The sequence below is a fragment of the Amycolatopsis sp. M39 genome (assembly GCF_001651785.1).
Taxonomy (GTDB): Bacteria; Actinomycetota; Actinomycetes; order Mycobacteriales; family Pseudonocardiaceae; genus Amycolatopsis; species Amycolatopsis rubida.
The window spans coordinates 1-7,038 of record NZ_LWSF01000056.1 but is presented as its reverse complement, the minus strand read 5'-3'; the positions used below and the strand labels follow the sequence as shown (position 1 = coordinate 7,038).

The window sequence follows — 7,038 nt, the reverse complement described above, 5'->3', positions numbered from 1 at the left end:
CAAGGACCGGATGCCGGTCTTCGACGTCCCCGCGGGCCACACCGATGCCACCTGGCTGCACCATGAAGTGATGTCCGGCCTTGAGCACCGGCTGCCGGACGGAGTGCCCGGCGAGTACCGGGAGCGCGCCGAGTACGAGCTCAAAGTCATTGTGGAGAAAGGTTTTCCCGGATACTTCCTCATCACGGCTGACCTCATGACGCACGCCCGCGAGGCTGGAATCCGCGTGGGTCCGGGACGCGGGTCGGCGGCGGGATCGCTGGTCGCGTACGCGCTCCGCATCACCAATCTCGACCCGATCCGGCACGGTCTGCTGTTCGAACGGTTCCTGAACCCGGAACGGGTGTCCATGCCGGACATCGACATGGACTTCGACGACCGCCGCCGCGGCGAGATGATCCGGTACGCCACCGAGAAATACGGTTCCGACCGGATCGCGCAGGTGATCACCTTCGGCACCATCAAGACGAAAGCGGCGATCAAGGACTCCGCGAGAGTCCACTTCGGGCAGCCAGGCTATTCGATCGCGGACCGGATTTCCAAAGCATTGCCGCCGCCCGTGGCCGCCAAAGACATTCCGCTGTCGGGAATCGTGGACGCCAAGCACGAGCGCTACGCGGAAGCGGCGGAGGTCCGCACCCTGGTCGAGACCGACGAAGAGTGCAAGACGATCTTCGACACCGCCCGCGGCCTGGAGGGGCTGATCCGCAACGCGGGCGTGCACGCCTGCGCGGTCATCATGTCGAGCGAACCGCTGCTGAACGCGATTCCGTTGTGGCGACGGGACGACGGTTCGATCATCACCGGCTGGGATTACCCGTCGTGCGAGGCCATCGGCCTGCTGAAGATGGACTTCCTGGGCCTGCGCAACCTCACCGTCATCGGCGACGCGATCGACAACATCCAAGCCAACCGCGGCGAAGACATCGACCTCGACCGGCTGGCCACCGACGATCCCGAAACTTTCGCCCTGCTGGTCCGCGGCGACAGTCTCGGCGTGTTCCAATTGGACGGCGGCGCGATGCGGGACCTGTTGCGCCGCATGCGTCCCACCGGGTTCGAGGACATCGTGGCGGTCAACGCGCTCTACCGGCCGGGTCCGATGGCGATGAACACGCACAACAACTACGCCGACCGCAAGAACAAGCGGCAAGCCGCCGAACCGATCCATCCGGAACTCGAGGAACCGCTGCGCGAGATCCTCGCCGAAACGCACGGTCTGGTGGTGTACCAGGAACAGATCATGCAGATCGCGCAGAAGGTCGCCGGGTACTCGATGGGCCGCGCGGACGTCTTGCGGCGCGCGATGGGCAAGAAGAAAAAGGAAGTCCTGGAGAAGGAATTCGAGGGCTTCCGGGCCGGGATGATCGGCAACGGCTTCTCCGGCGAGGCCGTGCGAGCGTTGTGGGACACGATTCTCCCGTTCGCGGGCTACGCGTTCAACAAGTCGCACGCCGCCGGGTATGCGCTGGTCGGCTACTGGACGGCGTATCTGAAGGCGAACTACACCGCGGAGTACATGGCCGCGTTGTTGACGTCGGTGGGGGACAACAAGGACAAGTCGGCGATTTATCTGTCGGAGTGCCGTCGGCTGGGGATCAAGGTGCTGCCGCCGGATGTGAACGAGTCGGCGTTGCGGTTCGCGGCCGTCGGGAACGACATCCGGTTCGGTCTGGGCGCGGTGCGCAACGTGGGCGCGAACGTGGTGGAGTCGGTCATCAAGACGCGCGAGGAGAAGGGCAAGTACTCCTCGTTCACCGAGTTCCTGGACAAGTCGGAGCTGGTGGCCTGCAACAAGCGGGTGATCGAGTCGCTGATCAAGGCGGGCGCGTTCGATTCGATGGGGCACTCGCGGCTGTCGATGATCCAGGTGCACGAGGACGCGGTGGAAGCCGTGGTGCCGCTCAAGCGCCAGGAAGCGATGGGCCAATTCGACCTCTTCGGCTCGTTCGGAGCCGACGACGGCGACTCGGCCGAGGCGGCGCCGTCGTCCTCGCCGCTCGCGCACCTCAAGTTCGGCGAGGAGGAGTATCCGCGCAAGCAGCTCCTCGCCTACGAACGAGAAATGCTGGGCCTGTACGTGTCGGCGCACCCGCTCGACGGGGCCGAGCGCATCCTGCGCAAGCACGCGCCGAAGCCGATCGCCGCGCTGCTCGCCGACCCGCCGAAGGAGGGCGAGGTCGTCATCTCCGGCCTGCTCACCTCGCTCGAACGCCGGGTCAACAAGAAGGGCGAGCCGTGGGCGATCTGCACCGTCGAGGACATGGACGCCGCGCTTGAGGTGCTGTTCTTCGCCAAGGCGTACTCGATGTTCGCCGCGGACCTGGTCGAGGACAACGCGGTGCTGGTGAAGGGCCGGGTCAACTGGCGCGAGGACAAGATGTCGGTGTTCGGCGGCGGGCTGGTGCCGCTGGACCTCTCCGAGATCGGCAACGGCGACGAGGAACCGCCGCTGGTGCTGCTGGCCGCCGCCGAGAAAATCGACCAGGCCGTGGTCAGCGAGCTGAAGTCGACGCTGCTGGCGCACAAGGGCGATACGCCGGTGCACCTCAAGCTCGTCGGCAAGAACCAGACGGTCTTCGCGCTTTACGATTACCCGGTGAAGGTCAGTTCGATGCTCATCGGTGAGCTCAAGGGCATCCCTGGGATCACCGCCAACACCTGATGACCGGGGCGGAGCCGGATCCCCGCCGCTGGCGGGCGCTCGCGGTCACTCTCACCGCCGGGTTCATGACGCTGCTGGACGTCAGCATCGTCAACACGGCTCTGCCCTCGATCGAGCGCGACCTGAACACCGGCGCGGGCACCATCCAGTGGGTGGTCTCGGGCTACGCGCTGGCCTTCGGCCTGGTCCTGGTCACCGGCGGCAGGCTCGGCGACGCGCTGGGCCGCCGCCGGATGTTCCTGATCGCGCTGGCCGCGTTCGTCGCGACGAGCGCGCTCGCCGGCGCGGCCCCCGACCCGGCGACCCTCGTCGCCGCCCGGCTGGCCCAGGGCTGCGCCGCGGGCATGCTGACGCCGCAGAACAGCGGCCTGATCCAGGATCTGTTCCGCGGCGCCGAGCGCGGCCGGGCGTTCGGCATGTTCGGCGCGGTCGTCGGCATCTCCACCGCGGTCGGGCCGGTGCTCGGCGGCGTGATCCTCGCGCTGTTCGGCGACCCGGACGGCTGGCGGTGGGTGTTCTACGTGAACGTGCCGATCGGCGCGATCGCGTTCGGGCTCGCGATGAAACTGCTGCCGAGGACGGACCGGCGGAAACTCCGGCTGCGCGGGGAAATCGACTTCACCGGGATCGTGCTGCTGGCCGTCGCGGTGCTCGGCGTGCTGCTGCCGCTCGTGCAATCCGAACGGGGCGGGCTCGGCCGGTTCTGGTGGCTGTTCGGGGTGGCGATCGTCTTCGGCGCCGCCTTCGTGTGGTGGGAGCGGCGCGTCACGCGCCGGAACCGGCCGCCGTTGCTGGACATCCGGCTCTTCACCGGCACTCCGGGCTACGCGAGCGGCGCGGCGGTCGGGGCGCTGTACTTCTGCGGGTTCGCCGGGATCTGGCTGGTGTTCGCGCTCTTCTTCCAGCAGGGGCTCGGGTACACGCCGCTGCAGTCGGGGCTGGCGGTCACGCCGTTCGCGCTGAGTTCGGCCGTGACGGCGGCCGTCGCCGGACGGCTCGTGGCCCGGTTCGGCCGGAAGCTGACCGTGATGGGACTGAGCATCGTCGCGCTCTCGCTGCTGTCGGTGGGATTGGTCGTGCAGCTGGTGCCGCCGTCGGCCGCGGGATTCGCGGTGGCCGGTCCGCTGCTGATCGGCGGAATCGGCGGCGGGATGGTGATCTCGCCGAACACGACGCTCACGCTCGAATGCGTGCCGAACCGGCTGGCCGGCGTCGCCGGGGGCGCGCTGCAGACCGGCCAGCGGATCGGCACCGCGATCGGCACGGCCGTGCTGGCGTCGGTGTTCGAATCGACGGTCGCGACCGCCGGGCACCAGACCGCGCTCACCGCGGCGATGTGCTGCGCGGCCGGGCTCACGCTCGTCGCGCTGGCTTTCGCGACCCTGGAACTTCGCGCCCGCCGGCGGCGTGCCATCCTGACGGAGGACCAGCAAGCGGCGCAGTCCGCGGCGAATATTCACCGAACGTGACCACGCAACGCTGATTCTCCCTACTCGGTGAGCTACTTACCGCCATCAGGTAATAGTCCATCCGGGTGACAGGTGACCTTCGACCCTAGTGCTACTCAGAGCAACCGAGTAGACCTTATGGAGCCTTCAGAACGGCACTTTGGCTACCTACAGTGGCAATCCGTTCGATCGACCGGGGATGGGTCGATCGGCCGAGCGGCCTGGGAGTCCGAAGTTCCGGGGAATGGACATCCGGAGTCGCATCCCGGTACGAAATTCGTCGGCGTCCGCGGGGGACCGTTCGGCGAATCGCCGGGGCGCTGCCCGGAGTGGCCGGCCAGTGCGTGCGAAGGCAACAGGGCGGGCCCGGGCGAGGGGGAACCGGGCCCGCCCGTCCTCGCCCTCCCCGGTCCTCGACCGGCCGCCGTCTTGTCCGCGCCGCCTGGCCTTCCCCGCGGGGGTGCGCTGCGTGCTTGACCTTCCCCTCGGGACCGGCCCCACGCTCAGGGTGTTCCGAACGAGGGAGAACCCATGACGGACCTGCTGACCATCGGCGCGTTCGCGCGCCTGGCCCGCCTTTCGCCCAAAGCGCTGCGGCTGTACGACGAGACGAACCTGCTGCCGCCCGTCCGCGTCGACCCGGACACCGGCTACCGCTGGTACTCGCCGGACCAGCTCGACCGGGCGCGCCGCGTCGTCCAGCTGCGCCGGATCGAAATGCCGCTGCCGCGGATCCGGACCGTCCTCGACCTGCCGCCGGAAGCCGCGGCGGCCGAGGTCCGCGCGTACTGGGAAGAACAGGAGCGGGAGTGGCGCGCCAAGCAGGAACTCGCCGGGTTCTTCCTCGACCGACTGGCCGGGAAGGAAACCCCGATGTACGACGTGTCCGTGCGCGAAATGCCCGCCCGCACCCTGCTCGTCGCCTCCGAGCAGCTGACTGCCGACCGGATCGGCGAATTCGCCGCCCCGCTGTTCGCGTTCTTCGGCGGCCCGGCGGTCCCGCGCCCGCCAGGCGATGCCGGGCGGCCGTTCCTGCGCTACCACGGCGAAATCGGCAATGACAGCGACGGGCTGGTCGAATTCTGCTGTCCGATCGACGGGGACGTCTCCTTCCCGGAGATGACGCTCAGCGCCGACGCCGCGGGCCGCGAGGCGTACGTCACCGTGGCGAAGGCGAACATGATGACCGCGCTCGGGGCCGAATCGCTGCACCGCTGGCTGACCGGCCACGACGTGCGGGCCGACTGGAAGCCGCGCCAGATCTTCCTGCGCGACCCAGGACAGGCCGGGCTCGACGATCCGGTCTTCGAACTGGCGGTCCGGCTGCGCTGAGGCGTCCAGTTTCACCCGGTTCCGGCTGCTCGGGGAGGTCGCGCTCGCGCCGCGCCGTCGATCATGCTGGGATGGCCGCGTTCTGCGGAAAGGGGAGCGCACATGGCCCACGAGTCGCTGCCGGGCAACCGGATCCGGGTGTGGTACCGGCCGATGCGGCCACGCGACACCAGCGAAGGACACCGCGCGTCGACGCCGCTGGAGCTGCTGTTCGACCTGTGTTTCGTGGTCGCCGTCGGCCAGGCCGCCGCGCAGCTGCACCACGCGCTTTCCGAAGGGCACGTCGGGCACGGGGTGCTCAGCTTCGGGATGGTGTTCTTCGCGATCTGGTGGGGCTGGCTGAACTTCAGCTGGTTCGCGTCGGCGTTCGACACCGACGACGTGCCCTATCGGCTGGCCACCCTCGTCCAGATCGGCGGCGGCCTGACCGTCGCGGCCGGCGTGGACAAAGCCTTCGACGGCGACTTCACGATCGTGGTCGTCGGATACGTCCTGATGCGCCTGGCCGCGGTCACGCAGTGGCTTCGCGCGGCGCGGCAAGCACCGGAAATCCGCACGACCGCGTACTTCTACGCGGCAGGCATCACGCTCTGCCAGATTCTGTGGATCGCCCGGCTGGCCCTGCCCGGCACCGCGGGGTTCGTCGGCTTCTTCGTCGTCCTGATCCTGGAACTCGCGGTGCCCGCCGTGGCGGAGGCGCGGACGACCACGCCGTGGCACTCGCATCACATCGCCGAGCGGTACGGGCTCTTCACGCTGATCGTGCTCGGCGAAACCGTGCTCAGCGCCACCAACGCGGTGAAAGAGGGGATCGCGGAGGGCGAGCACACCGGGGAGCTGGTGTCGCTGGCCATCGCCGGCCTGGTCCTGGTGTTCTCGATGTGGTGGTTGTACTTCGACCAGCCGGGGCACGCCCGCCTCGAACGCGGCAACTCGCGGTGGACCGCGTTGAGCTGGGGGTATGGCCACTACCTGATCTTCGGATCGGCCGCGGCGGTCGGCGCCGGCCTGGAACTGGCGGTCGGCTTCGACAGCGGGCAGGTGCACGTCAGCGGCATCGTGACCGCGCTGGCCGTGACGATCCCGGTCGCGGTCTTCCTGCTGAGCGTGTGGCTGCTGCACATCGGCCCGACCAACGAATGCCGTCCGATCGCGATCGGCTTCCCGGCGGCCGCGGTGCTCGTGCTCGCCGCGTCGTTCGGCCCGGCGCCGATCCACGTGACAGCGGTCCTCGCGGCGATCCTCGTCGGGGTCACGGTGATCGCGACGCACGGGGAGCGCGAGCCGGGCTGACCGCCATCGGGCCGGAGCCGACGGATCGACGCAGGTCAGCGGCTTGGCGCGAAAAAAAGGGACCCCCTGTTCGAGGGCTGTTTCGGGGCGTGTAATGTTCTCTTCGTCGCCAGGGAGACCGGGCGGCCGCCGGGAACACGAACCAAGCTCCCACAGTAGTGGTAGAGTGGGTGGTCCCAAACCTCCGGAGCTGAACCAGCCCCCGACGAAGCGTCGAGCTTCCCAGGGTGTAGAGTTGGACTCCGGAAAAACAAAAGCTTGAAATAACGCATCGAGCGTGGCCTGGTTGGTTCTGGGTGT

The 7,038-nt window shown here is 68.4% G+C and carries 4 protein-coding genes; all 4 read left to right on the top strand.

The genetic code is table 11. The features are described from left to right. On the top strand, positions 1-2,665 hold a 2,665-nt coding region (gene dnaE / locus A4R44_RS45070; protein WP_067595780.1), incomplete at its 5' end, for a DNA polymerase III subunit alpha. After that, a complete protein-coding gene (locus A4R44_RS45065; RefSeq protein ID WP_067595774.1) occupies positions 2,665-4,134 on the top strand; it encodes an MFS transporter in 1,470 nt (489 codons plus the stop codon). The genes dnaE and A4R44_RS45065, both read left to right, overlap by 1 nt. Positions 4,135-4,644: 510 nt before the next feature. Then, positions 4,645-5,445, top strand: a complete 801-nt coding sequence (locus A4R44_RS45060; protein ID WP_198545693.1) for a MerR family transcriptional regulator — start codon at positions 4,645-4,647, stop codon at positions 5,443-5,445. A gap of 102 nt (positions 5,446-5,547) precedes the next feature. Then, entirely contained in the window at positions 5,548-6,738 is a 1,191-nt protein-coding gene (locus tag A4R44_RS45055; protein WP_067595773.1) for a low temperature requirement protein A, read from the top strand. The last annotated feature ends 300 nt before the right edge of the window (positions 6,739-7,038 follow it).